The 22,612-nt window shown below is 49.4% G+C and carries 23 protein-coding genes; 13 read left to right on the top strand and 10 right to left on the bottom strand.

From position 1 onward, the window contains the following. The first annotated feature begins 72 nt into the window (after window positions 1-72). Window positions 73-231, top strand: coding sequence for a hypothetical protein (locus tag AC0QH1_RS01800; RefSeq protein WP_324629051.1), 159 nt, complete (start codon window positions 73-75; stop codon window positions 229-231). Between the two features lie 284 nt (window positions 232-515). Then, window positions 516-746, top strand: coding sequence for a Mo-dependent nitrogenase C-terminal domain-containing protein (locus AC0QH1_RS01795; RefSeq protein WP_442957263.1), 231 nt, complete (start codon window positions 516-518; stop codon window positions 744-746). A 214-nt stretch (window positions 747-960) separates the two neighbouring features. Here the strand turns inward: AC0QH1_RS01795 and AC0QH1_RS01790 are convergent, their stop codons facing one another. The 3 genes from AC0QH1_RS01790 to AC0QH1_RS01780 all read right to left on the bottom strand — a co-directional run bounded on the left by AC0QH1_RS01790 (window position 961) and on the right by AC0QH1_RS01780 (window position 2,416). Further along, complete coding sequence (locus AC0QH1_RS01790; protein ID WP_324629049.1) at window positions 961-1,584, bottom strand: phosphatase PAP2 family protein; 624 nt, start codon at window positions 1,582-1,584, stop codon at window positions 961-963. 97 nt (window positions 1,585-1,681) lie between these two features. Next, window positions 1,682-1,804 carry a hypothetical protein gene (locus AC0QH1_RS01785; protein WP_324629048.1) on the bottom strand — a complete coding sequence of 41 codons (123 nt, stop codon included), beginning with the start codon at window positions 1,802-1,804 and terminating at the stop codon, window positions 1,682-1,684. Window positions 1,805-1,909: 105 nt separating this feature from the next. Beyond that, the gene (locus AC0QH1_RS01780; RefSeq protein WP_324629045.1) at window positions 1,910-2,416 is read right to left on the bottom strand and encodes a universal stress protein; all 507 of its coding nucleotides are present in this window, start codon (window positions 2,414-2,416) and stop codon (window positions 1,910-1,912) included. Window positions 2,417-2,513: 97 nt separating this feature from the next. On the opposite strand from AC0QH1_RS01780, the gene leuB reads away from it, so the two are divergent. The 10 genes from leuB (at window position 2,514) to AC0QH1_RS01730 (ending at window position 12,594) form a co-directional block, all read left to right on the top strand. Next, window positions 2,514-3,599, top strand: a complete 1,086-nt coding sequence (leuB, locus tag AC0QH1_RS01775; RefSeq protein ID WP_324629043.1) for a 3-isopropylmalate dehydrogenase — start codon at window positions 2,514-2,516, stop codon at window positions 3,597-3,599. A 219-nt stretch (window positions 3,600-3,818) separates the two neighbouring features. Further along, complete coding sequence (locus tag AC0QH1_RS01770) at window positions 3,819-4,685, top strand: fructosamine kinase family protein (protein WP_324629042.1); 867 nt, start codon at window positions 3,819-3,821, stop codon at window positions 4,683-4,685. 720 nt (window positions 4,686-5,405) lie between these two features. Further along, the gene (locus tag AC0QH1_RS01765; RefSeq protein WP_324629040.1) at window positions 5,406-6,665 is read left to right on the top strand and encodes a hypothetical protein; all 1,260 of its coding nucleotides are present in this window, start codon (window positions 5,406-5,408) and stop codon (window positions 6,663-6,665) included. 924 nt (window positions 6,666-7,589) lie between these two features. Then, window positions 7,590-7,850 (top strand): hypothetical protein, encoded by a 261-nt coding sequence (locus tag AC0QH1_RS01760; RefSeq protein ID WP_324629039.1) that lies wholly within the window; start codon window positions 7,590-7,592, stop codon window positions 7,848-7,850. A 662-nt stretch (window positions 7,851-8,512) separates the two neighbouring features. Continuing rightward, window positions 8,513-9,103 (top strand): hypothetical protein, encoded by a 591-nt coding sequence (locus AC0QH1_RS01755; RefSeq protein WP_324629038.1) that lies wholly within the window; start codon window positions 8,513-8,515, stop codon window positions 9,101-9,103. After that, complete coding sequence (locus AC0QH1_RS01750; RefSeq protein ID WP_324629036.1) at window positions 9,103-10,323, top strand: DNA methyltransferase family protein; 1,221 nt, start codon at window positions 9,103-9,105, stop codon at window positions 10,321-10,323. Before AC0QH1_RS01755 ends, AC0QH1_RS01750 begins: the two co-directional genes overlap by 1 nt. After that, window positions 10,289-10,435 carry a hypothetical protein gene (locus AC0QH1_RS01745; protein ID WP_324629034.1) on the top strand — a complete coding sequence of 49 codons (147 nt, stop codon included), beginning with the start codon at window positions 10,289-10,291 and terminating at the stop codon, window positions 10,433-10,435. The genes AC0QH1_RS01750 and AC0QH1_RS01745 overlap by 35 nt, the downstream gene beginning before the upstream one ends. Beyond that, window positions 10,428-10,646: a hypothetical protein gene (locus AC0QH1_RS01740; RefSeq protein ID WP_324629033.1), complete on the top strand. Its 219-nt coding sequence runs from the start codon at window positions 10,428-10,430 to the stop codon at window positions 10,644-10,646. The genes AC0QH1_RS01745 and AC0QH1_RS01740 overlap by 8 nt, the downstream gene beginning before the upstream one ends. A gap of 144 nt (window positions 10,647-10,790) precedes the next feature. Then, window positions 10,791-11,876 carry a ParA family protein gene (locus AC0QH1_RS01735; RefSeq protein WP_324629032.1) on the top strand — a complete coding sequence of 362 codons (1,086 nt, stop codon included), beginning with the start codon at window positions 10,791-10,793 and terminating at the stop codon, window positions 11,874-11,876. Continuing rightward, window positions 11,845-12,594 (top strand): HEPN domain-containing protein, encoded by a 750-nt coding sequence (locus tag AC0QH1_RS01730; protein ID WP_324629031.1) that lies wholly within the window; start codon window positions 11,845-11,847, stop codon window positions 12,592-12,594. Before AC0QH1_RS01735 ends, AC0QH1_RS01730 begins: the two co-directional genes overlap by 32 nt. A gap of 54 nt (window positions 12,595-12,648) precedes the next feature. Here AC0QH1_RS01730 and AC0QH1_RS01725 read toward each other — a convergent pair whose 3' ends face one another. Next, the gene (locus tag AC0QH1_RS01725) at window positions 12,649-12,888 is read right to left on the bottom strand and encodes a hypothetical protein (RefSeq protein WP_324629030.1); all 240 of its coding nucleotides are present in this window, start codon (window positions 12,886-12,888) and stop codon (window positions 12,649-12,651) included. A 53-nt stretch (window positions 12,889-12,941) separates the two neighbouring features. Between AC0QH1_RS01725 and alaS the strand changes: the two genes are divergently transcribed. Further along, window positions 12,942-15,572: an alanine--tRNA ligase gene (alaS, locus tag AC0QH1_RS01720; protein ID WP_324629029.1), complete on the top strand. Its 2,631-nt coding sequence runs from the start codon at window positions 12,942-12,944 to the stop codon at window positions 15,570-15,572. A gap of 151 nt (window positions 15,573-15,723) precedes the next feature. Here alaS and AC0QH1_RS01715 read toward each other — a convergent pair whose 3' ends face one another. The 6 genes from AC0QH1_RS01715 to AC0QH1_RS01690 all read right to left on the bottom strand — a co-directional run bounded on the left by AC0QH1_RS01715 (window position 15,724) and on the right by AC0QH1_RS01690 (window position 21,874). Next, entirely contained in the window at window positions 15,724-16,587 is an 864-nt protein-coding gene (locus AC0QH1_RS01715; protein WP_324629028.1) for a CoB--CoM heterodisulfide reductase iron-sulfur subunit B family protein, read from the bottom strand. Further along, complete coding sequence (locus AC0QH1_RS01710; protein WP_324629027.1) at window positions 16,584-17,180, bottom strand: 4Fe-4S dicluster domain-containing protein; 597 nt, start codon at window positions 17,178-17,180, stop codon at window positions 16,584-16,586. The genes AC0QH1_RS01715 and AC0QH1_RS01710 overlap by 4 nt, the downstream gene beginning before the upstream one ends. A gap of 11 nt (window positions 17,181-17,191) precedes the next feature. After that, window positions 17,192-18,274 (bottom strand): FAD-dependent oxidoreductase, encoded by a 1,083-nt coding sequence (locus tag AC0QH1_RS01705; protein WP_324629025.1) that lies wholly within the window; start codon window positions 18,272-18,274, stop codon window positions 17,192-17,194. A gap of 172 nt (window positions 18,275-18,446) precedes the next feature. Further along, a complete protein-coding gene (locus tag AC0QH1_RS01700) occupies window positions 18,447-19,493 on the bottom strand; it encodes a heterodisulfide reductase-related iron-sulfur binding cluster (protein WP_324629024.1) in 1,047 nt (348 codons plus the stop codon). A gap of 16 nt (window positions 19,494-19,509) precedes the next feature. Then, a complete protein-coding gene (locus tag AC0QH1_RS01695) occupies window positions 19,510-20,220 on the bottom strand; it encodes a 4Fe-4S dicluster domain-containing protein (RefSeq protein ID WP_324629023.1) in 711 nt (236 codons plus the stop codon). 337 nt (window positions 20,221-20,557) lie between these two features. Then, entirely contained in the window at window positions 20,558-21,874 is a 1,317-nt protein-coding gene (locus tag AC0QH1_RS01690) for an NAD(P)/FAD-dependent oxidoreductase (protein WP_324629022.1), read from the bottom strand. Between the last annotated feature and the right edge of the window lie 738 nt (window positions 21,875-22,612).

Below are 22,612 nucleotides of genomic sequence, written 5' to 3'. Positions count from 1 at the left end.
GGGAATAGTTGCAGGTTAATTTTTACTCGGGGAGTGGGAGGGGAATCGGTGGTTTGGGGTGACATAGGGGGAATGTCAAAATATCATCCTCGCCCTACTGGTACTGAGGCGATCGCTCCCTTGTGGATTTTTTCTCTCCAGATAATAGTAGGATTCAACCGGACTCCAGCCGCTTTTTTCCCGCTTTCCTCCCTGAACGATCGCGCGCGCGATCGTCTGGTGACTGGATAGGGTGCTGTTGTTAATCTGCAACACCCTCGCCGTGGATCCAATGACATATAAATTTTTATAATCGTAATTAAGTTTTACTATTAGAAAAACCTTGACCCTCAGGGAAAATTGCGCTAAATTAAAAACATGCAAAAGAGCAGGAGGCAAACGCCTCTCGCCCCAATGCCTGCAGTGCTTCTCAAACGAAGCCGCGCAAACGTTGTTTATTTAGGAGAAACTTCACCATGAATGCGATCGAGTACCAAAAAAGCGAACCCGTTATTTTGCGGAAAGCCAAAAACGCGATGGAACAGTTCAAAGTCAATAATCCGCAAGTGGCTCGATTAATCTGCAAGTTCATCCCCTCGCAATGTCCCTTCGAACGGGATATCGCGCTGTTCGGACGTCAAATTTTACACATTCCCCCCTTGTGCAAGTTCAATCCTTTTTATGAAGAGTTTGTCAGCTTGCGTTTTCGGGCACTGTGCTACTTAGCCGATGAATGCGGGGAAGATATTTCGCACTTGTTAGTTTAAGGAGTCAGAGTGAGAATTTGCCAAACCCTTTACGGCAGCTTGCCCCGAGCGTTTGGGAGAGGGAAAAGAAACCGCTGCACTCGCGAGCTAACCTCTATCCCAAAACGCGACTCACACGGGCTTTATGTGAGATATTGAGATATAGTATCGAATCCCCTTGGACTGAAGAAGACCAACTATACAACTGGCGAGACTGTCGCACGCGCCGAGGCGGTCAATGTCCCTCGCGCCTGCGCTGGCGCTTTCGGTACACTTCCAACGTGAGAAGACAGGCACTCAACCAGGCGAAGCCGGCGGCATATCCCGCTAGCACGTCCGTGGGCCAGTGGAGACCGACATAAAGACGACTCCACCCGATCGCCAGCACCAGTACAACCGTGGCCAAGAGAATCAATCCGCGCCACCGGGGAAACTGACTGGACAAGATATAGGCCAAAAACCCATAGACCACAAGCGAGATCGTGGCGTGACCGCTAGGATAGCTCGAGGTGTTGAGATCGTCGTGAACTAATGCCGCCCACATATCCGGGCGATCGCGAGCAAAAAAGTCTTTAATTAACAAATTGAGTGTGGTTCCTCCCAATGCCGTACATACCAACGTCTTCAATTCGGCCATCTGTCGGCGCGTTAAAAACCACACCCCCAATCCGAGACAGAGGAGGGTGATTAACACCACCCCGCCCAGCAGGGAGAATCCTTTCATTACTAAATCCAGCAACGGCGAGTGCATGTCCTGCACCCGCGTCAAAACCCCAGTATCGAATTTTCGAGTTTGTCGGTGGAATACGCGATCGGAAATTTCTAAAAAAGCCCACACAGATAGCAGGGAAAAAACCATCCCTTTTATCAGAATAAACGAGTAGAGGGAAAACAGCTTTTTTTGTTTGGCTTGCCGGATACAGAACTGAAGAATCCGCGATGCAAATTGACTAAAATCAAACAATCCCATAGTTAAAGATATAACAAGAACCCACCCGAGCGCCATTGGGGGTTAAAATGAAAGAGCGATCGCCCCCGGATATACGGCGCGAATCCGGATGCACAACGGAGACTATCATCGGGGTGATGGAGAAAGATTCATTTTAACAAGAATTACACAACAGATTAATCAATCCACTTTATCGGTTAAATTCCGAAGCAGAGGCGGGGGAAAAACCGCTGCTTCATTCCGCACGGGCGTCAGAGCGATCGCCCTTTTCCTCTGTCATACCTTGAACCACCAACACCGAACACTTCGCGTGATGCACCACATGATTGCTGACACTACCCAGAACCAGTTCTGCCAGTTGCGATCGCCCGCGTCGGCCCAAAACCACTAAATCCGCCCCCCAGGTTTTCCCCACTTCGCGGATCCAAAAACCCGGATCCCCGATTTGGTATTCCAACTCCGTGGGCACTTGAAGCGCCTGTGCCTGTTGCCGATATGTCTGCAACCAAGTGACCACCGCTTCGATATCGCGATCGAGCAATTCCTGCTGAATCTGGCCCGCGCGACTCAACCCCTGACCATAAATATCCCCCTGACCGCCCAGAGGCAGATTCGCCAAACTGAGGCAGTGAAACACCTTCAAATTTGCCCCTTCTCGGTGGGCCAGATGCAGCGCTTTGCCAAACACGAAATCCGCTTGCGGGCCTCGGTCGATCGCCACCAAAATTTTTTCAAACTCCATCCCCAACCTCCTGGCCTCAACTGATTCTTCTATTGAACAGTTTTTTGGGCACAGTTCCTCGGTATGATTAATAATTTGCAAGAATTTTTAGCGAAATATGACCCAAAACTACCGCATTACACTCCTTCCCGGCGATGGCATCGGTCCAGAAATTATGGCGATCGCGGTAGACGTCCTCAACCTCGTCGCCGAACAATTCAACTTCAGCGTGACATTCCAAGAAGCCCTCATCGGCGGTGCTTCCATTGACGCCACAGGCGACCCCCTCACCGCCGAGGCCCTCCACCGTTGTCGCCAGAGTGACGCCGTGTTACTCGCCGCCATTGGGGGCTACAAATGGGACAGCTTACCGCGCGAAAAACGGCCAGAAACCGGATTGCTGGGACTGCGCGCCGGCTTAAACCTGTTTGCCAACTTGCGACCTGCCACCATTTTGCCGCAATTAGTCGGGGCCTCGTCATTAAAACCAGAAATCGTGGACGGGGTAGATATTATGGTGGTCAGAGAACTCACAGGCGGGGTGTACTTCGGGCAACCGAAAGGCATTTTCGAGACCGAAACCGGAGAAAAGCGCGGGGTGAATACAATGGCCTACAACCAATCGGAAATCGATCGCATCGGTCGGGTTGCCTTTGAAACGGCCCGCAAGCGCGGTGGAAAACTCTGTTCCGTGGATAAAGCCAACGTGCTGGATGTGTCGCAACTGTGGCGCGATCGCATGACCCAACTCGCCGCCGAATATCCCGACGTGGAACTGTCCCATCTTTACGTAGATAACGCCGCCATGCAGTTAGTGCGCTGGCCCAAACAATTCGATACCATCGTCACCGGCAACCTTTTCGGGGACATTCTCTCCGACGCCGCCGCCATGCTGACCGGCAGCATTGGCATGTTACCCTCCGCCAGTTTAGGCGAATCCGGTCCGGGCCTGTTTGAACCGGTCCACGGATCCGCCCCAGATATTGCCGGTGAAGATAAAGCCAATCCCTTGGCTCAGGTTTTGAGTGCGGCGATGATGCTGCGCTATGGTTTAGACCAACCCCAAGCAGCAGATAAAATCGAACAGGCAGTGCTGGCGGTGCTCGATGCCGGATACCGCACTGGTGATATTATGTCCGAAGGGATGAAACTCCTTGGCTGTCGCGCAATGGGCAACGCTTTGCTAGAGGCATTAAAGGAGTAAATTTTGGTTGTGGATAGTTGAGGGTTTGCGATACGGTGGAGTCAAACCTGTGGGCGGCAAGGGTGCAAATTCTTTTGCTCGGGTAGAGAGGCGATTCCGAAGTGTCTTTACCGGAAGGCTTTGCCTCGGATCCACCGTTCCCCCCGGGGGGAACGAGTCAACCAGGTAACAGTGCAAATTCTTTTGCTTGCTCTACTTATCAACTATCAGCAATTAAGAATGTGGGATAAAATAGCCAAACAAATTTCTGAAGTCACCGGAGAGAAGTTTGAACGGAGCGATCGCCGATCGGTCGGTGGAGGCTGTATCAATCAAGGCTATTGCCTGCGCGATGGCGATCGCGCTTATTTCGTGAAGCTCAATCGTGCCGCACAGATCGAGATGTTTCAAGCAGAGGCGCTGGGGTTAGAGGAAATGTGGGAAACCCACACCATTCGCGTCCCCAAACCCATCTGCACCGGCGTAGAGGGAAATAGTGCCTATATCGTCTTGGAATGGCTGGATATTGGCGGGGGTGGAAAGAGCCAAGTGGCGGCAGAAATGGGACGCCAACTGGCGCAGATGCACCAAAAAGCCACCCGGGATAAATTTGGCTGGGAGATGAACAACACCATCGGATCCACGCCGCAGGTGAATACTTGGACCGCAGACTGGGTGGAATTTTGGAGAGAACACCGGATTGGGTTTCAATTGAAATTAGGGCGGCGCAAGGGGGGGCATTTTCCCCAGGGCGATCGCTTGCTCGAGGCGATTCCGGAATTGCTGGCGGGTCACTCGCCGAAACCGTCTCTAGTTCATGGGGATTTATGGGGCGGGAATGCTTCGAGTACCCGGGATGGGGAACCGGTGATTTTCGACCCTGCCACTTACTATGGCGATCGCGAAGTGGATTTGGCCATGACGGAACTGTTTGGCGGATTTTCCCGTGCCTTTTATCAAGGCTACAACGAAGTCTGGCCCGTGGATCCGGGCTACGAACAGCGCAAAGCCCTTTACAATCTTTACCATATCATCAATCACTTTAATCTGTTCGGCGGCGGTTACGAGTCCCAAGCCAACAGTATTATCAGTCGCCTGGTGCGATGAGCGGGGCGCAAAATTAATAGGCCCAGACCCCGGAAGGTCTGGGCGTTTTTATAAACTGACCAGCGGTATTGAAAAGACAAGTTGCCGAGTCAAGTGCCAGTCAGTTGGTATTGATAACGGTTTTTAAACAAGTCACGAACAGGATTGAACCTCTGTTAATTCTTAAGGTAACGGGTAGATGTGAATATCTTGTGAAGAATTCCAACTTTTTTAAAATTTTTTTTGCGCTCTGGGATGGCAGTGCGATGGGTGCCACCTCCTGCTCGCCCACGGGACAGGTTTTTTTGTTTTTTGCGTGAATTATACAGCCAGCTTAATCTTGTAAAAAGGCAATTTTAGCGCTCATAAAAATTGCAGTTAAATAGTCACAACAAAAAAAGTTGATGGATTGCGCCTTGGAATCGGTGAAATGGGGAACCGAAAGGGGGGCGATCGCTTCAGAAAATTTTTTGTCCCCAAGGGAAGCGAGGCGGTGTTGGCGATCGCCGCCTCGAGTCCTCCCCCCCGGATTAAGGGATGAAAAGATTATCCTGGAAGTCAACCGAATCAACCGCTAAACTAGCTATAGGAGTGTTCCCAGGGGTGTTGTCCGCTCATTATCGAGATTTTCCGTTCAGTTCGGCATAGAGGAAAGGGGGTAGAGACCACCGAACACCCCTATAAAAATCGGTCTCTTATCCATCTGTAAATTGCTGTATTCATCCTGTTAACGCCATATAGATGAAACCATTAAGCTTATTGAGTGTAGTCCCGATCGCGGCCTCCATCGCCCTGACGCCAGGGAGTCTCTTGGCGATGCCGATGGAGTTACGTGCCACTGGGTCCGCCGTAACCGCTAGACGCGGCAACGCCAGAGGGTTTCCCTCGTTTAACAGTCAGCGACTCGACCAACAACTGGTGCTTTACCAGAACCATTTAGATCGGTTTGGACCGCCGGATGTTTTGATTGTCGGCAGTTCGCGATCGCTGCAGGGGGTGGATCCGGTGGCTTTAGAAAAAGCATTGGCCCATTATGGGTATTCGGGGGTGAATGTTTTTAACTTTAGCATTAATGGAGCGACAGCTCGCGTCATCGATCTGGTGCTGCGAAAAATTTTGACGCCGGATCAGTTACCGGAGATGATTATTTTTGCCGATGGGGTGAGAGCGTTTAATAGCGGACGAGTGGATCGGACCTATCAGGCGATCGTGGAGTCGGAGGGGTATCGGTTACTCTCGCAAGGAATTCGGCCCTTGCAAAGTCAAGCCCTGCCCCCATCTGCATCTCCAGGCCCGACCCCAGACGCTATCCCGGGTACCAAATCCGTGAAAGCGGTGGCCAATTGGCGCGGCGGGCACAGGCCCGGGATGCAGGGAAAATTAGATCCGGTGGCGGGAGAAGGTGTAGGTCCGGTGGCGAGAATGTTTTATCGACGCCGAAGACCGGAAACGAGACCGTCTTTACCGCCGAGTCAACCGCCCACACCCTCGGATCCGACGCCGAGTACCCCCCAGCAGCGTCCCTCGTTGCCCACGGTGCAAGCGGTGATGGCGGGTCAAACGCCCAATCAAATGCAGGCGAGTGGGTTTTTTCCGGTGACGAGTCAGTTCGATCCGGGGAGGTACTATCAGCAATATCGCCGGGTACCCGGGCGGTATGATGGGGATTATGCCAGTTTTAGCCTGCAAGGGGAGCAAATGGCGGCGTTAGAAGCGATCGCGCAATTTGCCAGAACTCGTCAAATTCCCCTGGTGGTGGTGAATTTACCCCTGAGTAATGATTATTTGGATTCGGTGCGGATGGCATCGGAAAGGCAATTGCGCCAGCGGTTGCAGAGCATGGCATCGCGAGAGGGATTTCTGTTTCGCGACTTGGGCATGTTATGGCCCGATCGCAATGATTATTTTGCCGATCCGAGTCACCTGAATCGGTATGGTGCATTTGCCGTGTCGTTGCACCTTGCCCAGGATTCGAGCATCCCTTGGTCAGTGGCGCGGTAGTCCTTCGCCGAGGGGAGTGGACTGTGGTGGGTTGTTTGCCGACCTGCTGGTGGTTCGCCCCCTCCCGAGGAAACAATTGAGGGATGAGATTCTCCGCCGTGGGTTTCTCTCCCTTAAAAACAAGTCGAGCCTTGCCAACGGTGGCAAGACTCATCGATACAAACGAGTAACTTTGAAATACTGAATATGACTCGGTTCCGAAACAGAAGACTTAACTAAGGTTTACAGCGATCGCAGCTTTCACCTTCACTTTCCAGCGCGGAAATCCAGCTTCACTGCGACTGGGACTCAGACCGGGAACACCACGTCCTTTCCCGCATTTATTTACCTTGACGAGTTTAATACGCTTCTTTTTGGTGTCCAGTATTAAGCTAACACAGCTTTTGTTTCCTGACAACTAATCTTTACGAAACTTTACAACTGGCGATCGTTGGTGGTTGGTCATTGGTCATTGGTCATTGGTCATTGGTCATTGGTGGTTGGTCGCTGGTGGTTGGTCGCTGGTGGTTGGTCGCTGGTCCTCATTCAAAGGACAAATGACCAATGACAAAGGATAAATGACAAAGGACAAATGACCATTTTTCTACTCTACAGATGTCAGAAAATTTAAGTTACTAAAAAATAGTTTCCGGATTGACTGATTTGATTGCGTATAAAAAATAAATCATTGTCGATTTGGGAATAAATACTGATGAAATTGTACGCTTCTGTGTTCGTGTTACTCGTAAGTTTACTGAACCTTACAGTTAACTTTTATACCGCTTCCGATTATCAATCTTCAGAGGCGCAAGTAGGCAGCCACGGTGATATTCAGCCCCGACGTGGGAGAAGTGGGCCGCGCGGTTAATCTCTGAAGAATTGCTATCCTGAAAACTCAAAATAGCAGCGTAGTAGGGATTGTCAAAATTAAGTGATGCAGTCCTAATGTCTAATCCTACACCTGTTTTATTATTGAGTTCTTTATTGCTTTCTCTGGCAATTCCGGTTCAAAACTCTGCCGCTGAATTTTTCCCTCAGACCCTCTCGGATAATTCGCCAGTCGGGTGGTTATCCGCAGAGGGTGACTATGAAGAAGAGGGTAAAAAATGTACTACCATGCGCGGTGGTGGCAGAAGAGACGAATGTTTGACGACATTAAATAATCGGGGTGGCAATAATGAATTCCAAGCGGATTTTACAATTTAATGGCATAGTTTTATTGGGACAACTCAAATTTATCGCAAAGATTCCCCCGGTATGTTTAACTACCGGGGGTTTTCATTGGTGGGGAAATTACAATATAATCCGCTTATTTTGTTGGTAACAAGTTTAATTATCGAGCGGGCTTTTGGGAGGGCTGCTGTATAAAATATCATCGCTTTTGCGAGAACATCGGGTTTTGATGGAGCTGCATGGCTAATAAAATGCAATGTGGGGATTATACTAAGCGATCGCAACAACTAAACGTTATGAGTTGTCTCGAGACTTACTTAAAGGATTGACAATCGGCGGCGATCGCGCGATCGCGGCGGCAGGGGGGGGACAGGCGATCGCGGCTACCTCTAGCGTTTTTCTCCAAAACCTGCTAAACTGAGTTTTCCTTAGCTAAAGCGGGAACTATTAGAATCCTATCGCAAACGCCAGCCAAATCGAGCAAATTTATGGTGAATGACGAGAGCCTGTATCTGAAACAATTTCTAGATCCCATAAAAGTTTGTAGGCAATACAAGCCCAAATTCGGGCGGGGAAACAAAGCGGAAGGGATAGACTTAGAAGAGTTTCTCTCTGTTTATGGCAGGGATCCGTTTTACTCCTGGATTGGTTTAGATTCAGAGTTAATGTATGCTGCTCATAAAGCTGCGGGGGGAATGACTTCAGTTTACCGACAGATTGGGAAGGGCTGCGAGAATTTATTTAGACAGATAATCCGCGATCGCGCGCAATACGCAGATCCGAGCTATGCTTTATGGTCTTACACGACCCAAACAAAAAACAACAAGAATAAAACGTTGTGGTTGGATGCGCGGTTAGAACTGAGAGCCATGCAGAATGTAGAGGTAAAAGAGAGAGCGGTTCAGTGGATTGCCGAGTACAGCGCGCTTCTCGGGGTTCCTGCACCGATGAATGGCGCGGTTTTTGAAGTTCGCCAAGGTTACAAAAGTAAAGATAGTAAGCGACAAAATGCGGACATTGACAATATTGCGGTGGCTTGGGCGAATGGATATCTCCCCGTGTTTGCTATTTTCTCATCGCAAATCGATGCGGATCTAGTATTACGCTACCGCAACAGTCGTGGCGGGGTGATTGTTGGAACGCGATCGGGCAATAGTCAAAATTCGCTCTTTGTGTTTTGCCAAGAGGTGTTAGGCTATGATTTAGCCGAGTTTTTTGACCGACACTGTGAATTTATTCGCAGTGAAGTGTACGCCACCCTAGAAATTTTATTAAGCGCTCAGTGATGAGAAATACGGTAAAGCAACGAGCTGAATATACCTTCAAATTCAATCGCAATCTCGGACGACACGGATGGTTGAGATTGACGCCAGCTTATGGGGTTAAGCTGGTAGAAAAGCTGTGGGAATACAGGGATAAAAATGCAGTAATTCTCGACCCGTTTTCCGGGACGGCAACTACAGGACTGGTGGCGGCTGAACGGGGAAACCAAGCATTTGCGTTTGATATTAATCCGTTTTTAGTTTGGCTGGGTAATGCGAAATGTCAAACTTATTCACCGGATTGTTTAACCGATATTCGCCAGCAGGTTAAAGAGGCTTTGAGGGCGTACCCTAATTTAATTCACCAAGAGAACTGGACGCCAAAAATATTCAGAATTGAGAGATGGTGGTCTGCTTCCACTCTAAGAGCGATCGCTGCTTTGCGAACTGCCCTCGTCGAGCAATTTGGCGAACCGAGTAACAACGCTTATGGTTTAGTGTGGATTGCATTTTGCCGATTAGTTATTGAAACTTCATCAGCGGCTTTCAATCACATTTCGATGTCATTTCACAACAGCGTCACCCATTTTGAAGTTGAATATGTGGAAACCCTGTTTGCCAACATTCTGGATGTTATCTTGAAAAGCGCTAATTTACCGCTACTCGGTGATGCAAGTATTGTTCAGGCTGATTCGCGTACCATCACCGACTTAAACGGCATTAAAGTAGATAGAGTAATCACTTCGCCTCCTTATCCCAATCGAATGAGTTACATTCGCGAATTGCGCCCCTATATGTATTGGACGAAGTTTCTCCAGGAAGCCAAAGAAGCGGGGGAAATAGACTGGCAATCAATTGGTGGCACATGGGGAATTGCAACTAGTCGTCTTGCCAGTTGGCAGATAGAAGAAAAAGTCCTGCCCGATGAGCTATTTTTCATCGTAGATCGCATCCAAAAAACGGAGAGAAAGAATGCTCATCTTATGGGAATTTATGTGTTGAAATACTTTCACGATATGCACTTGCATTTGTCGGCGCTACGAAACCTGCTGGCATCGGGAGCAAAGGTGCAATATGCGATAGGAAATTCAACGTTTTTTGGCAATAAAGTGGATACCCCAGCCATTATTGCTCACTCGATGAAAATGCTGGGTTATCAGCAGGTTCGCTGGGAAATCATCAGAAAACGAAATTCAAATAAAGCACTTTATGAGTATTGTATATCAGCAATTTGGGCAGGTTAGGGGAACAACAAAAAAGGGCGATCGCGCGATCGCGGCGGCAGGGTGGGGCGCAATGGGGTATGATGTGACTATAGCTGATTTAATGCTTGAGGCGATCGCCTTCCATGTCTGAACCATTGCAACTCGAACTGTTTGACTGCTTACCGGAATTTATCGAACCCGATCGCCCGCCAGGAATCTACCAAAAATGCGGCAGTTTCACCGATAACATGAAACTGCCGATCCATCGGTGGTTTCGCTATTCTGCCGGGTTTTCAGCGTTATGGGTGGAAGAGGCGATCGCTCCCTGGCAGAATATGCTACGATTACCTCTATGGCATTAAAAACGTTAGGTGGGGGCCAGGTATTCCCTACAAATCGGACATCTATCCAGGGTATGCTTGCGCCAAGCTGAAAACCCTGCGGCTTCAACTCAGGAGCAAGTGCCAGTGGGTCACACTTTATTGGATAACAAGGGGGTAAGTTAAATGGTTCAGAAAATTGCCTTATTCAATCACAAAGGCGGAGTAAGCAAAACGACAACCACATTTAACCTAGGTTGGATGTTAGCTTCAAAAGGGAAAAGGGTCATTCTTGTGGATAGCGATCCACAATGCAACCTCACGGGGATGGCATTGGGAGAATCAACCGAAGATGACGAAGCAAGAATAGAAGCGATTTACAACACAGGTTCCAACATCAAAACAGGTTTAGCCCCAGCTTTCGAGTCCCAACCCAAAGCAATTGAAGCTGTAGAATGCATTCCCATCGAAGGCAAAAATAAAGACCGATTGTTTTTGCTGCCCGGAGATGTAGGGTTTGCTGAATATGAAGTCACTTTAGGAATCGCTCAAGAGCTAAGTGGCTCAATTCAGACGCTCAAAAACATCCCGGGGTCGATTACGGATTTGCTCGAGAAAACGGCTTCCAAATACAACGCCGATTACATTTTGATTGATATGAGTCCCAGTTTGGGAGCCATCAATCAAAATTTGCTGATGACGAGCGATTTTTTCATCGTTCCAACCACCGCTGATTTCTTTTCAGTGATGGCAATTGACTCTTTAGCTCGAGTGTTGCCCAAATGGTACGAATGGGCGAAAAAAGCCAGTTCCATGTCCATCTTAAAAAATGCGAATTACCCCTTTCCTGATGTTAAATTGCGTTTTTTGGGAACTATCGTGCAAAACTATCGCATTATACATGGAAGAGAAACGGCAGCATTTCAAAAATGGATTCAGAGAATCGAGTGCGATGTTGAAACGAAGCTAGTTCCCAGTCTAGAGAAACATAACATGATGCTACCCAATTCCATGTATGCCGAATGGGGAATCGACCGAAGTTTATGCTTGACGAAAATTGCGAATTTCAATAGCCTAATCGCCCTGTCTCAGAAACATCGAACGCCAATTTATGACCTGACTACCGAACAATTAGAGCAAACTGGAATAGTTTTGGAAAATAATCGAAAAAAGCAAGAGGACTTTCGTGAAGTTTTTTTGAATTTAGCAGATAAGGTTATCGGTTTAACTCCTACCGCTTATGCAGTCAGCGCTGGACCAATTTCGGATTAGCATAGGTCGGGTGAGAGACCTGATTTCCGTTCATAATTCTGTTAACGCTCAATCCACTGCTGCTTTAGATTTGTCTGATATGTTAAGAGCGGCGCTCGTGCTAGCGGTGAGTGCGTTGGATTATTATGTCCATGAAGTTGTTACCCTTGGAATGCTAGAGATTCATAGAGGACAACGGTTGGAACCCTCCCCTGGACAAAATAGTTCTCAATCCGCATTTTCGCGGTTCCAAGTGTCATTGGGTGGGGCGCGACAGGAAAGGGCGATCGCCCTCAATATTGCCAATTGGCTAGAAAATGAAATTCAACAAAATCAAGGTGCTTCTTTTTTGCAACAGTCCCATACAATCTCAGGGTTGCTACCTGTCATCTCCAGTCGTCTGCAAAATCAGCTCGATTGCGCGTCTTGGTTAGAGGATGAAATTCGAGAAAAACTGGGATATCAGAGTTTTCAGCAACCGGATAAAATTGCTGATGCAATTCGGCTCATTTCAGATCGGCCATTATGGAATGAGGTTGCCAATCAACTGGGTCAAAATCCCCGAAATATTAAACAGCAACTTCGTGCTATTGTCGATCGCCGCAACAAAATCGCTCATGAGGCGGACATAGATCCCACATACGGGATTGGAAGTCGGTGGCCGATTAATGAAAGTTTTGTGAATGATGCAGTTAATTTTATCGAGACCCTCGTCGAGACAATTCATCAAGTTTTATAACCAGATTCGTCGGATAGGCAATGCCCACCAAACCATAAATTTATAGCCGACTTTTTAAGCAAACTGGACAATTAACCCCATCCGAAGCGCCACAACCGGATCGCAAATGCCCTCGCCATCGGAGAATACCCCTGGGAAGTTGGGGCGGGGGGTGTGGGAAGGGGGAGAGGTTACTCCCAGTAAGTTACTAATTAGTAACCAATGAGACTCAAACGGTGCCTTGTCCCGGTGTCGCATACGAAACCGACGCCCTAACACCCCAATAGCGATCGCCCGGAGTAGCGATTCGTTCAAAACAAATGCAACAATAGACAATCGGTTCACCCTATATTTCACGAAATTGCATCATGTCTTCTGCCCTCAAACCCCTAACCGGCGAACAAATCCGCGACAAATTCCTCAACTTCTTTGCCCAGAGGGATCATCGCGTACTTCCCAGCGCTTCCTTAGTCCCGGAAGACCCCACAGTATTGCTGACCATTGCCGGGATGCTACCGTTTAAACCGATTTTTCTCGGGCAGCGAAGCGCCGAATTTCCGCGCGCCACCACGTCGCAAAAATGTGTCCGGACCAACGACATCGAAAACGTGGGACGGACCGCGCGACATCATACCTTCTTCGAGATGTTAGGCAATTTCAGCTTTGGCGATTACTTCAAAGAAAAAGCGATCGCCTGGGCGTGGGAACTCTCCACGGAAGTTTACCAGTTGCCTGCAGAACGCATCGTGGTCAGCGTCTTCCGCGACGATGACGAAGCGTTCGAGATTTGGCGCGACAAAATTGGCATTCCGGCCCATCGCATCCAACGCATGGGAGAAGCGGATAACTTCTGGGCCTCCGGTCCGACGGGTCCGTGCGGTCCTTGTTCGGAACTCTATTACGACTTCCATCCGGAACGCGGCGAGGACAATCTCGACCTAGAAGACGATACCCGGTTTATCGAATTTTATAACCTGGTATTCATGGAGTACAACCGCGACGGCGAAGGCAACTTAACCCCCTTGGCGAATAAAAACATCGACACCGGGTTAGGATTGGAACGGATGGCGCAAATCCTGCAAAATGTGCCGAACAATTACGAAACCGACCTGATTTTCCCGGTAATCCAAAAAGCGGCAGAAATCGCCAATATTGACTATAGCAAAGCAGACGCAAAAACCAAAGTCTCCTTAAAAGTAATTGGCGACCACGCGCGGGCCGTGGTTCACATGATTGCCGATGGGATTACTGCGTCGAATATCGGCAGAGGATACGTGTTGCGGCGACTGATTCGCCGGGTGGTTCGTCACGGGCGATTAATTGGCATTGAGGGCGAATTTACGCCGCAGGTGGCGCAAGTGGCGATCGCCCTCGGGGAAAACGCCTATCCGAACCTGCGTGAGGCACAAGCGGGGATTATTGCCGAATTGCAACGGGAAGAATCTCGCTTCCTGGAAACCCTGGAACGGGGCGAAAAACTGCTGGCGGATATTATGCAGAAAAACCCCAAACAAATTCCGGGACGGGATGCCTTTACCCTTTACGATACTTATGGATTCCCCTTAGAATTAACCCAAGAAATTGCCGAGGAACAAGGGTTAACGGTGGATTTGGCTGGGTTCGAGGCGGCAATGGAAGAGCAGCGCGTGCGATCGCAGGCGGCGCACGAAACTATCGACCTCACGGTACAAGGCAGTTTAGACCAACTGGCGGAACATATCCATCCCACGGAATTTCTCGGCTACAGCGAACATGCAGCTACGTCAGAAGTGACAGCACTTTTAGTAGAGGGGAAATCCGCTACCGAAGCCAGTGCCGGCAGTGAGGTGCGAGTGGTGTTGGATCGCACGCCGTTTTATGCCGAATCTGGGGGACAAATCGGCGATCGCGGTTATCTCTCCGGGGATGAAGTGCTAATGCGCGTGGAAGATGTGAAAAAAGAAGGCGAATTTTTCGTGCATGTGGGACGCATCGAACGCGGCACTTTGCAGGTGGGCAGTCGCGTGAGTGCCCAAATCGATCGCGCCTGTCGCCGTCGCGCCCAAGCGAATCACAGTGCGACTCACTTATTGCAAGCCGCCCTGAAAAAAATCGTCGATGATTCCATTTCCCAGGCCGGTTCCCTGGTGGCGTTCGATCGCCTGCGGTTTGACTTTAACTGTCCCCGCGCCCTGACCCCGGAAGAAGTGCGGGAAGTGGAAAATCAAATCAATACCTGGATTGCCGAAGCCCATCCGGCGCAGGTGGCGGTGATGCCCCTCCCGGAGGCAAAAGCTAAAGGTGCGATCGCGATGTTTGGCGAAAAATATGGCGATGAAGTGCGAACCATCGACTTTCCCGGCGTGTCGATGGAATTGTGCGGCGGCACTCACGTGAGCAACACTGCCGAAATCGGCGTATTCAAGATTATCGCCGAAACCGGTGTCGCCTCTGGGGTCCGGCGGATCGAAGCCGTGGCGGGACCTTCGGTGCTAGAATACCTGGAAGTGCGCGATCGCGTGGTGCGTCATCTCGGCGAACAATTCAAGGCGAAACCGGAGGAAATTCCCAGTCGGATCGAGAGCTTGCTTGGAGAGCTGAAAGCCACCCAGAAGCAGTTAGAGGCGATGAAAGCGGAACTGGCGATCGCCAAATCCGATCGCTTGGTCTCCGAAGCGGAAACCCTGGGCGAGTTCAAAATTCTGGTGGCGGACCTAGGTGAGGTGGAACCCGATGCCCTGAAAACTGCCGCCGAACGCTTGCAGCAAAAACTCGGCAGCGCTGCAGTGATTCTCGGTTCGGTTCCGACTCCGGAAAAAGTGAGCTTAGTCGCTGCATTCAGCAAAGATGTGAATGGCAAAGGATTGCAAGCCGGTAAATTTATCGGTGGAATTGCTAAAATCTGTGGCGGTGGCGGCGGCGGGCGTCCCAACCTGGCACAAGCTGGCGGACGGAATCCGAGTCAGTTAAAACAAGCCTTAGAAACCGCTCGCCAAGAATTGCGCGAAGGGTTACAATAATTAGCAGAAGGTGGGCAACTGCCCGCCTTTTTTTGTGGCCTTTCTCTGGGGCGTTCCTGGAGGTAGAGATGCGATCGCGTCTCTACCGGACACTCCAGGAAGCGGAATATTTGCGATCGCTTCGTAAATAGCACCTGCATTCGGTTTGCGATTAATTGACTTTCGCCAATACCCGTTTGGGTGAAACCACATGCTTGTGCATCCCCAATTTACCCGGTTTCATGCCTAACGCCAAGCCAACGATTTCGGTGATGTAAATAATCGGCATCGAATAAGAAACGTTGTATTTCTTCTCGATTTCTGCTTGTCGCAGTTCCAGGTTGGTGGCACAGAGGGGACAAGCCAAAACGATGCAATCTGCCCCGAGGTCTTTAGCTTCATCTAAGAGCTTTTTCGTCAGGTCTAACGCCACATCTTTTTTGGTTTCTAGAATCGGTCCGCCGCAGCATTTGGTTTTCGAGCGAAAATCCACCGCTTGCGCCCCACAAGTTTCGACGATTTTATCCATCGCCATTGGAAATACAGGGGAATCCCAACCAGTGATATCTTGGGGCCGCGTCAGCAAGCAACCATAGTAACAGGCAACTTTCAAACCCGTCAAAGGCTTTTTGATGTGGGGGGCAATATCGATATCGTGAGCCAGCACATCCACTACGTTTCGCACCCGAATGTTGCTCTCGGACACCGAGAGTCCCATTTCGGCAAGTATGGGGGCGATTTTGTTTTTTTCGGTCTCGGTTTCTAGGGCTTTGGCGGCTTTAGCAGATTTGTTGTAACAGCCGGAACAAGAGGCTAATAAATCGCGGCTTTCTTGTTGGGCTAAAACCACGTTTCTGGCGGCTAAAGCCATGCCCACGTCATGGGAAACGTTGCTGGCTACGGAACCACCGCAACAAGACCAGTCGTCTAGTTCTTTGAGGTCGATTCCGAGTTCGCGCAGAACTACTTTGGTGGAGATATCGAATTCCTTCGCTGTGGTATGAAGGCTGCATCCGGGATAGTAGGAGTATTTCATTTTTTCAGGACCTTTTCTAATGCTTCGCTAAATTGTTTCGGGTCTTTGACTTTGGCGGGGAAGGGGGACATTTTGCCTTTGAGGCCAAGTTGAATGCCTAAGGGGGCTTGTTTCACCATCGCTTCAATTCCGCCATATTTTTGCATCAGTTCCGGTTCGAAGAGGATGCCGCGTTTCTGGATTAATTCTACAAAGATTTCGCTGAACCGGGTGGAGTCGTTTTTGATGCCTTCGCGAATGGCGATCGCTTTAATGGCTTCGATGACATCGGAGGGCCGCACGCCGCGCGGACATCGGGAGGTGCAAATATAACAAGAGCTGCACAACCACAGGGTGTCGCTTTTGATGACGGTTTCCCAGTCCCCTCTTTGCAGCATCAGAATCAGTTTTCTGGGGGAGAGATCCATGCGATCGGCATTGGTACATCCACCGCTGCAGGTGCCGCACTGCATGCAACTGGCGATCGCGGCACCTTCGCCACCTTCAGCCAATACTTTCTTCATCACATCCGGATTCATGGTGTCGCCATCTACTTGGCGATCGACCTTCAGTCCGAAAAAGCATTTATTCTTTCGTTTCTTCGTCGTAGCCATAACATTGTACCTTACTTACTGACTGTTTCCATTTCGCCCAGAGAATGCCCATTGGCGGTAGAGTTGACCATGCCTTGTGCGGGAGTTGCTGCAGTGGCCAAAAAACCTGCCATTTCCGCCGCCGCCGATCGCCCATCGGTAATCGATTCCATAATCGCTTTCGGACCGGTTGCGGTTCCCGCCAGAAAAATTCCTTTCCGGTGAGACTCGTTATTGGAATATTGCATGTGAGCTGTTTCGTAAAATCGGTCTACACCGACTTTTAAATCCGCCACCTCTGCCAGTTCGGAATTGCCGCACATTCCCACCATCAACACTAACATATCCACACTCAAGCGCATAGGTCGGGCGGTGAGGGTGTCTTCTACCCGCAACAACAAACTGCCGTCATTTTTCTCATTCGCCTCGGAAAGCCGACCTCGGATAAACTGCACCCCATATTCCTCCTGGGAGGTGCGATACAGTTCCTCGTAACCGCGACCAAATACCCGAATATCCATGTAAAGGCAGTAAATTTCGCAATCGGGAATCAGCTCTTTAATCTCGATCGCCACTTTCACTGCATTCGTACAGCAAACCCGCGAGCAGTAATTATTATTTACCTGCTGGTCTCGCGACCCCACACAATGAACCATCGCCACTTTCTTCGGGGTTTTGCCCGATGCCGTTTTTAGGGTTTGTTGCTTGAGCATGGCATCGAGTTCCACCGAGGTAATCGTGTTGTCGTAGTAATCGTAGCCATACTCCTCTTTAAACGAGGCATCAAAATGATGGAATCCGGTGGCCACTAAAATCGCATTCGCGTGAATTTCTTCCCCGGTGGAGGTGACGACAGTAAAGTTAGGAGCCGACCCTTCAATGCGCGTTACGGTGCAGTCGGTGATGACCCGAGTACCGTTCAGTTCTCCTTTCAGATTGCTGATGATTTCTGACGCATCGGTAAAGTCGGGAAATACTTTATACCAGTTCTTCACATGTCCGCCAAGTTGGGATTGCTTTTCAATCAATACCACTTCATGGCCGAAGTTTCTCAGTCGTCCGGCGGCAGACATCCCAGCAACGCCCCCACCAATGACTACTACTTTATTACCCATTTTCTGTACCTGTTAACTGCGTTAATTCAACCTTGCAAGTTTCTTTTATTTTACTCCCATTGTGGCAATAATGAACGAAATTTATTGCAGATTTACCGTCTATTTTTTCCTGGGAGTTCCCCTGCCCCTTGCAAGCAGGCAGGGGGATTTTTTGCCCGACTAGAAGTCATATTTAAAAGGGTCGTCTTCTTTCTTCGGCGGTTTTGGACTTGTCATAGGGAATGCCGATTTTATCGAGCAAGGGTTCGACGGGGACGACTTTCGCATTCATGCCGCAGTCTTTGAACGGATCGTATCCTAACAATAACCCGGTGAGTTGCGCGTAGTCCAGAATGCTCACGTTGAACTCTTCTTCGAGTACCTCTTTAATCGTCCCTTGTTCGGCATCCAGAAATACCGTACATCCGGGACAGTTGGTGAGCATCAGGTTGCAGTCGGGGTGCGCTTCTTTGAGGCTCTTGAGTTTCTTGTACACGCTACTGGCGGTATAGTCGCGGTTTTCTGGGAAGGCACATTGCCGGAAACCCATCCCGCAGCAGTGTCGCCGTTCTGGATAATCCACGATTTCCGCACCGAAGGCTTCCAATAAGCCCACTAATACTTGCGGGAACTCCACGCCTCCCATTGCTTCCCCGGGGAAAATCTTGCCGTAGTGACATCCGACGTGATCCACCGCTTTGACGCCTTTCAAGCTATACTTGGCTTTTTCGGCCAATTTATGGCGATTGGCGAAGAAGACATCGGAGGCGTGAACCACCGAGGGCCGTCCACCGGAAACGTGAGGAATCCAGAATTCGCGTCCCGTGGTTTCTTTTAAGGTTTTTTCGGTGTAGTCGCGCAACTCGGGTTCTTCTTCCCACAGTTTGATGACTTCGGTGTAGTTGGCGAATGAGGTGACGCAGAAGGAGAAAAGATTATCTACACCTTGTTCGTAATGGGCGACGGAGAAGTTTCTCGCCGCTACCACCATTTGCGTCTCGATGTTGGATACATCGCCGTGATATCCGATCGCACCACAGGAGGTATGTCCGGGGGCTTCGCGCAAATCCATGCCCAAATCGTTTTTTAGGATTTTATAAGCAATCCCTTCGGTATAAGGAGCGGCACTTTGCAAGAAGCAACTGCGGAAGCACCCCCACAATTTTCCGCCTTCGTCCTCTACGGTAGGCACCTGTTTTTGGTGTTTTTCCCAGGCTCGATTTTCTCTTGCGACTTTCATCTGTTTTTCTCCTTATTTATTTGCTTTCTTCCAGTTCGTATTCTCTGCTATCGCCGGTTTCTACCCAGCTTTCCCAGAATTTTTCCACTTCTTCTTTGCTGCCGAGTTTCTTTTCCATGCCTTTTTCTACAGCATCCATTAACTCGATCGCACCAGTGGCTTTATAAATCGCCCGCAATTCATCCATGTCTTTTTCGGGAATCACCCGGTGGGAACCAGCACTGTTTTCTTTGTCCATCGGCACATCCCACCATTCGCGCATTTCTGCCATGTGCTCGTAATAGTATTCCCAGTTTTCTCCCAGTTCGGGAAAATGTTCGGGGGTGATGTTTTCGGCGACTAAGGTGTAGCCTCTTTCCAGCATGTTTTTACCAAAGACGCGCTTGGCAAACAATTGCTGCCTTCCTTTCTCCGATTCGGCAAAGTATCCGTGGCGAACCGACAGGCGACGCAAGGCTAAAATAACCGACCCGGTGTTGTTACCTCGCGGACACCTTGTTTTGCAGGAAAAACACTGCCCGCAATACCAAATTTTGTCGGATTTTAGCAGTTCTTCAATGATGAGTTCGTCATCTTGTGACGAGACGATGTTCATCACTTCTCTCGGCGAGTAATCGTTAAATTCCGCTGCGGGACATACCGCCGTGCAAATCCCGCAATTGAGGCAGGCATTCATTCCATGCTGGAATAAAATGTCTTGTTCTAACTCTTCATACAATTTGCCCATTTTTAAACCTCCTCATGTTGGTTGAGTTTGGTGGAGCTACTTAATTGGCTTTATAGCCATGTAGCTATATTATCATAGTTTTCCAAAAAAATCATCTTTTTTACATTTCTTAATTTTTTGCGGGGAAATTCCGGAATAAAAATGAGCCGAAACCCTTGTTATAAAAGGATTTCGGCTCATAACAATTTTTTTCGAGTGGCTACCTAGCCTACGGGCAGAGTTTCTGAGTAAAAATGCCGATTGGTGAGTAAAAATACTGGGGGGCGAGGGGGGGAAGGATCCAGTTTTTGGGTGGGCATTGCCCACCCGACAGCGCAATCGAGACCGATTAAAAATGTTATTTTTGCCGCCACTGTAGGGGCTTAATGTAATCGCCTTCAAATGCTGCCCCTTTTAACATGCGGTTCCAATAAACCCACGGCAAAACATGCTTTTTCATCACCCACATTACCCAGCGTTCTTTCGCTGGATTGAGGGGGAAACTAGACGTGGGGCGGGCATTATAACCGTCAAATTCTGCCATCACCGTTTTGTCATAGCCGGTAATTAAAGGACAGCAGGTGTAGCCATCATAATGGGCGCTCAAGGGTTGGGAACCCAAAAAGTTGAGTAAATTTTCCGCAACTACCGGCGCTTGCTTGCGAACTGCGGCGGCGGTTTTAGAGGTGGGGAGAGAGGAAGCATCCCCAATTCCAAACACGTTGGGATAGCGATTATGCTGTAACGTATCCTTATTCACATCCACCCAACCGCCGGGGTTGTTGGGAACGGCGAGGGGACTTTCTTTGATAAAATCCGGAGCACTTTGGGGCGGGGCGACGTGAATCATGTCGTAGTGGATGCTGACCTCTCCCACGATCGCATCATCTTGTAGGACATCAAAAACCGCCTCTTTGGTGTCGGCTTTAATTTCTTTCAGGTTGTGGCCGAATTTCACGTCAATGTCGCGCTCTTGCACCACATTTTCTAAAATTGCCGAATACTCTGGTACCGAAAACATCCTAGTTTTTGGGGTTAAGAACATGACATTAGAGCGCTGACGTACCCCGTATTTGCTGCGGAAAAAGTCGTCCGCCATGTACATGATTTTCTGGGGGGCACCGCCGCATTTAATTGGGGTATTGGGAAAGGTAAATAGGGCATTTCCCCCTTGAAAATTGCGAATCAATTCCCAGGTGTAGGGGGCGTATTTAGGCGAGTAGTTGCTGGTGACGCCATTGGAGCCGATCGCTTCTTTGAGACCTTTGATTAAATGCCAGTCAATTTGAATTCCCGGACAGACAATTAAGCAATCATACTCAACTTTGAGACCGCCGGTGGTAAATAGGGCGTTGTTCTCCGGGTCTAGTTTTATCGCCCGTTCCGCAACCCAAGTCACCTCCTTGGGAAGCACTTCTTTTTGCGGTTTGACTGTATCTTGAATCTGAAAAACGCCGCCACCGGTTAAGGTCCAACCGGGTTGGTAATAGTGTTTTTGCGAGGGTTCGATAATCGCAATATCGAGCGATCGCGCTTTTTCCAGAAGCCATGAAGCGGTGGTAATTCCCGCCGCCCCGCCACCAACGATCGCGATTTGGTAATGTACGGTTTTGTGGACTTCCGGTCGATCCGGGGAAGTTGCACTCTGAGATTGTTGTGGTGTAAGCGTTACCATTGTCTGCGTTTTTGGCTAATTATTATTTTTACGGATAGCAATGTGACAAGTTGAGGGTCCGAGGCATGCCTCACCCTGCTGACTGAGTAGATGTATGGAACCCAGCAATCGAAACTTTTCGCTTCTCTTGTCACCATCGATCGCTCATCTTACTCGACTATAGTATATGTTGTCAAGCACGAATCGCAACCAGAGCCATTTTCCTCGGGGCACCCTCTGGATGAAGCGCTCCATTTCCGGGGAGGCAACGAAGCCCCCAAAATTTGTTTCTAATGCATCGGTTTTGCTTGAGGGGCCTTGCTCTGGCGATCGGGCACTTATACTTATCGCCCCGCCCGCCGCCCATCGAACGCCTCCCCACCGACTTTTTTCAATTACTTGTTGGCTATATGGCTTTATTTATAGCTAACCTGCAATTACTTATCAATGACTGATTTATTGCGAATTTACAATATTTTCCGGCTGGGGGCCTCCCATCTGCGGGGGCGATCGCGGGGCACCCGGTGAAATGCAAATTGTTCTACTGTTATCTGCAACTTTTGCAGGTTGGGATTGCCAAACTCCAAGGGGACTTGCCTGGGGGCACAATGCTGAAGGAGGGTTGCTGTTTATAACTTGTTCCCAGGCTAACTCGTCTAACTCGTCTAACTCGTTCCCAGGCTAACTCGTTCCCAGGCTCATGCCTGGGAACGGCCCTCCCGAGGCTCCGCCTCCACCCTGATAACTCGTTCCCAGGCT

This window comes from Phormidium sp. CCY1219, from assembly GCF_055795085.1.
Note: the sequence above shows the minus strand (reverse complement) of the source record. Positions and strands in the feature narration are given on the sequence as shown.

Bases quoted from the DNA above. Each gene is read 5' to 3' on its own strand.
- AC0QH1_RS01800 (WP_324629051.1), top strand. From the start codon at position 73: ATGTCAAAATATCATCCTCGCCCTACTGGTACTGAGGCGATCGCTCCC.
- AC0QH1_RS01795 (WP_442957263.1), top strand. From the start codon at position 516: ATGGAACAGTTCAAAGTCAATAATCCGCAAGTGGCTCGATTAATCTGC.
- AC0QH1_RS01790 (WP_324629049.1), bottom strand. From the start codon at position 1,584: ATGGTTTTTTCCCTGCTATCTGTGTGGGCTTTTTTAGAAATTTCCGAT.
- AC0QH1_RS01785 (WP_324629048.1), bottom strand. From the start codon at position 1,804: ATGATAGTCTCCGTTGTGCATCCGGATTCGCGCCGTATATCCGGGGGC.
- AC0QH1_RS01780 (WP_324629045.1), bottom strand. From the start codon at position 2,416: ATGGAGTTTGAAAAAATTTTGGTGGCGATCGACCGAGGCCCGCAAGCG.
- leuB (WP_324629043.1), top strand. From the start codon at position 2,514: ATGACCCAAAACTACCGCATTACACTCCTTCCCGGCGATGGCATCGGT.
- AC0QH1_RS01770 (WP_324629042.1), top strand. From the start codon at position 3,819: ATGTGGGATAAAATAGCCAAACAAATTTCTGAAGTCACCGGAGAGAAG.
- AC0QH1_RS01765 (WP_324629040.1), top strand. From the start codon at position 5,406: ATGAAACCATTAAGCTTATTGAGTGTAGTCCCGATCGCGGCCTCCATC.
- AC0QH1_RS01760 (WP_324629039.1), top strand. From the start codon at position 7,590: ATGTCTAATCCTACACCTGTTTTATTATTGAGTTCTTTATTGCTTTCT.
- AC0QH1_RS01755 (WP_324629038.1), top strand. From the start codon at position 8,513: ATGACTTCAGTTTACCGACAGATTGGGAAGGGCTGCGAGAATTTATTT.
- AC0QH1_RS01750 (WP_324629036.1), top strand. From the start codon at position 9,103: ATGAGAAATACGGTAAAGCAACGAGCTGAATATACCTTCAAATTCAAT.
- AC0QH1_RS01745 (WP_324629034.1), top strand. From the start codon at position 10,289: ATGAGTATTGTATATCAGCAATTTGGGCAGGTTAGGGGAACAACAAAA.
- AC0QH1_RS01740 (WP_324629033.1), top strand. From the start codon at position 10,428: ATGTCTGAACCATTGCAACTCGAACTGTTTGACTGCTTACCGGAATTT.
- AC0QH1_RS01735 (WP_324629032.1), top strand. From the start codon at position 10,791: ATGGTTCAGAAAATTGCCTTATTCAATCACAAAGGCGGAGTAAGCAAA.
- AC0QH1_RS01730 (WP_324629031.1), top strand. From the start codon at position 11,845: ATGCAGTCAGCGCTGGACCAATTTCGGATTAGCATAGGTCGGGTGAGA.
- alaS (WP_324629029.1), top strand. From the start codon at position 12,942: ATGTCTTCTGCCCTCAAACCCCTAACCGGCGAACAAATCCGCGACAAA.
- AC0QH1_RS01715 (WP_324629028.1), bottom strand. From the start codon at position 16,587: ATGAAATACTCCTACTATCCCGGATGCAGCCTTCATACCACAGCGAAG.
- AC0QH1_RS01710 (WP_324629027.1), bottom strand. From the start codon at position 17,180: ATGGCTACGACGAAGAAACGAAAGAATAAATGCTTTTTCGGACTGAAG.
- AC0QH1_RS01705 (WP_324629025.1), bottom strand. From the start codon at position 18,274: ATGGGTAATAAAGTAGTAGTCATTGGTGGGGGCGTTGCTGGGATGTCT.
- AC0QH1_RS01700 (WP_324629024.1), bottom strand. From the start codon at position 19,493: ATGAAAGTCGCAAGAGAAAATCGAGCCTGGGAAAAACACCAAAAACAG.
- AC0QH1_RS01695 (WP_324629023.1), bottom strand. From the start codon at position 20,220: ATGGGCAAATTGTATGAAGAGTTAGAACAAGACATTTTATTCCAGCAT.
- AC0QH1_RS01690 (WP_324629022.1), bottom strand. From the start codon at position 21,874: ATGGTAACGCTTACACCACAACAATCTCAGAGTGCAACTTCCCCGGAT.